Annotated in this window: 3 protein-coding genes and 1 pseudogene; all 4 read right to left on the bottom strand. The window is 69.0% G+C overall.

Translation table 11 applies throughout. The features are described 5' to 3' along the window. Positions 1–181: pseudogene (locus EBN88_RS29220) on the bottom strand (ABC transporter ATP-binding protein); the annotation flags it as partial. 101 nt (positions 182–282) lie between these two features. Further along, positions 283–1,281, bottom strand: coding sequence for an ABC transporter ATP-binding protein (locus tag EBN88_RS29215; RefSeq protein ID WP_122400009.1), 999 nt, complete (start codon positions 1,279–1,281; stop codon positions 283–285). Between the two features lies 1 nt (position 1,282). Next, positions 1,283–2,047 (bottom strand): ABC transporter permease, encoded by a 765-nt coding sequence (locus tag EBN88_RS29210; protein ID WP_122400008.1) that lies wholly within the window; start codon positions 2,045–2,047, stop codon positions 1,283–1,285. 31 nt (positions 2,048–2,078) lie between these two features. Next, positions 2,079–2,888 carry an ABC transporter permease gene (locus tag EBN88_RS29205; protein WP_122400007.1) on the bottom strand — a complete coding sequence of 270 codons (810 nt, stop codon included), beginning with the start codon at positions 2,886–2,888 and terminating at the stop codon, positions 2,079–2,081. Positions 2,889–3,311 lie beyond the last annotated feature (423 nt).

The raw sequence follows: 3,311 nt of genomic DNA, 5'->3' as shown, positions 1-3,311 counted from the left end.
AGCCCGAGGGGCCCATGATCGCGGTGAACACCCCCCGCTCCACATCCACACTCACCCCGTCCAACGCCGACACCCGCGTCTCGCCGGAGCCGTACGCCTTGACCACCCCGACCGCCCTCGCGGCCACCCCGGCCCGCCCCGGGCTGCCGTCGGTCCTGGGATTCACTACGGCCGATGTCACGAAACTCGCCTCCGCTGGGAACGCACGATGTCAACGCACCCAACCCTGGCCTTCGGCGAGCCGCGTCTCGATGGTGCGCGTCGCCGTATCGAAGCGGGGGTTTACCCCACCCCCGAACCCCCGCCAGCCCCCCGCACCCCGTCCCAACCCGCCGCGTACATGCGGGCGATGACCTCCTCGATGTCCGGCTCCCGCAGCGACAGGTCCTGAAGCGGATACTCCGCCGCCACCCGCGCCACCAGCGGCGCCGCGCTCCGCGAGGCCGGGAACGCCAGCCACTGACGCGGCCCCGACACCCGCACCACCCGCGCCCCCTCCACCTCGATCGCAGGCCGCTCCTCCGCCAGGTCCACGACCAGGGTCCGCTCGCTCTCGCCCACCTCGCTCAACCCGGCGAACGCCCCGTCGTACATCAGCCGCCCCCGGTCGATCACCATCACCCGGCTACAGAGCTGCTCGATATCGGTCAGATCATGAGTGGTCAGCAGAATCGTCGTGCCCCGCTCCCGATTGAGATCGCGCAGAAAGCCACGCACCTTGTTCTTGCTGATCACATCCAGACCGATCGTCGGCTCGTCCAGATAGAGCACCTCCGGATCGTGCAGCAGCGCCGCCGCGATGTCCCCCCGCATCCGCTGCCCCAACGACAGCTGCCGCACCGGAACATCCAGCAACGGCCCCAGCTCCAGCAGCTCCACACACCGCTCCAGGTTCGCCCGGAACCGCTCCGGCTCCACCCGGTAAAGCCGCCGCACCAGCTGGTACGAGTCCCCCAACGGCAGGTCCCACCACAGCGTCGTCCGCTGCCCGAAGACCACCCCGATCCGCCGCGCCAACTCCGTCCGCCGCCGCGCCGGATCGATCCCCGCCACCCGCAGCCGCCCCCCGCTCGGCGTCAGGATGCCGGTCAACATCTTGATCGTTGTCGACTTCCCCGCCCCGTTCGGCCCGATGTACCCCACCATCTCGCCCCGCCGCACCCGGAACGAGATCCCGTCCACCGCCCGCACCTCGCTCACCTCGCGCCGCACCAGCCCGGCACGCCGCCGCACCCGGAAGACCTTCACCAACCGGTCAAGCTCGATCAGTTCCTCGCTCATCTCAGCTCCCGGTACTCCGATAGCCCCGCACCGCCGACCGCCACACCACGGCGGCCACCCCGGTCAACGCCGCCGCCACCAGCGGCGACAGGAAGTCCACCCACCCCGGCAGCCCCAACGGATCGTCCCGCCCCAACAGCCGCAGCGACGGCAGCCAGTTCACAAAAGCCAGCGGCACCACGAACGTCGCCCCGCGCACCAGCTCACGCGAGAAGATCGTCGGCGGATACTGCGACAGCGCGCCCCCGCCATAGGTGAACGCGTTCTGCACCTGCGCCGCGTCCTGCGCCCAGAACTGGAACGACGACCCCAGCGTGAAGAGCGCGCCGAAGATCACCGACCCCGACACCAGCATCGACACCAGCAACAGGACCCGGCCCGGCGTCCACTCCACCGCCACGTTCGACAGCGCCCACCCCAGCACGGCCCCGGCCTGGATCAGCCGCCCCACCCGCCGCAGCGCGAACCGGTCGGCCGCCACCTGAACGAAGATCGGCACCGGCCGCACGAACAGCACGTCCAGCGAACCGTCCCTGATCCGCCGCCCGACCTGCTCCACGTTCCCCAGCACCAGGTCCGCCATCCCCAACGCCAGGCTCGCGCTCCCGTACAACAGCGCCACCTCGGGCAGCGCGAAGCCCCCCAGCGCATCGATATGGGAGAACATCAGCAGGACAATGACAAAATCCAGCAGGGTCAGCACCAGATTCGCCAGCGTCGTGATCACGAACGAGGCCCGATAGGTCAACGCCGCGCGTATCCACATCCAGGCCACCAAAGCGAAGGCCCGCGTCCCCTCAACCACCCTGGACCACCACCCGCCGCGTCGCCACCGACTGCACCCAGCGGCCCAGCCCCAACACGACCAGCGCCCACGCCAGTTGGAACGCGATCCCCGCCACCACGGCCCAACCGGCCCGCCGCTCCAGCAGCACATCCGCCGGCACCTGCAACATCCCGGCCCACGGCAGCCACCGCACCACCTCGCCCAGCCCCCCGGGGAAGACGGTCAGCGGCAACATCATCCCGGAGAAGAACGTCGACAGCACGGTGCACGCCATGCTCGCCCCCACCCCGTCCATCATCCAGAACGCGGAGAGCCCCACCAGAAAGCGCATCGCGAAGCTGATCACCACGGCCAGCGTCACGGATACCAGGAACGAGACCCACACCACCGGGTCCACCGGCAGCGCCAGATCGAAGACCAGCGCCCCCACCGCCATCGGCACCACCCCGCGCCCCACCAACTGGAAGGCGGCCCGCCCCAGATCGGTCGCCAGCCACCAGAGCTGGAGGTCGGCCGGCCGGTACAGGTCGATCGCCACGTCCCCCGACCTGATCCGCTCCTGAAGCTCCCCCTCGAACCCGCCACCCATCAGCGCCACCGACGCCAACAGCGCCTGCCCCACCCATACGAAGGTGAGCGCCTGCGCCTCCTCGTACCCGCCGAGCCGCGGGCGCTCGTGCCACAGGGCCATGAACGCGTAGGTGAGGATGAAGCCGAAGACCGTGTTGGTGAACACCCCGGCCGCCGTGGCCAGCCGGTAGGTCGCGTACCGCCGGAAGCTGTAGCCCGCGACCGAGCGGTACACCCCCGAAGACCTCATGACCGCATGGCCTCTGCCCCTGCCCGTGAGATGACCCGAAAAACGCCAAAGACATCCGAGCCTACCGGCCGTCGGGAAGCCCTCACCACCGGGGTCCCCACCCCGCGAGACCCAACTTGACACCACCGGGGCCGGTCCGTAGGGTCCTTCGAGCTTGCCCCGGAGTGGATCAGCTCGGAAGGCCGATTTGGATCGGCCGGAGAATTCCTCTACGGTTACGGCACGCCGGAGGGCGATAACCTCAACTCCCCCCGACGGAGGTCAAGTTCGAGAAATCGAGCGTGATAGAGTCGGGAACACAGCGAAGGGAAGCGCCCGGAGGGCCCCGAGGGGGGTTTGATGGAAGCGTCCGTTCCTTGAGAACTCAACAGTGTGCCAAAAGTCAATGCCAGATTTTTGAGTTGTTTGCGAGGATGTTCGAGC

Source organism: Streptomyces triticirhizae (assembly GCF_003696235.1).
In the GTDB taxonomy this organism is placed as follows: domain Bacteria; phylum Actinomycetota; class Actinomycetes; order Streptomycetales; family Streptomycetaceae; genus Streptomyces; species Streptomyces triticirhizae.
This window is presented reverse-complemented; position numbering and strand designations above follow the sequence as displayed.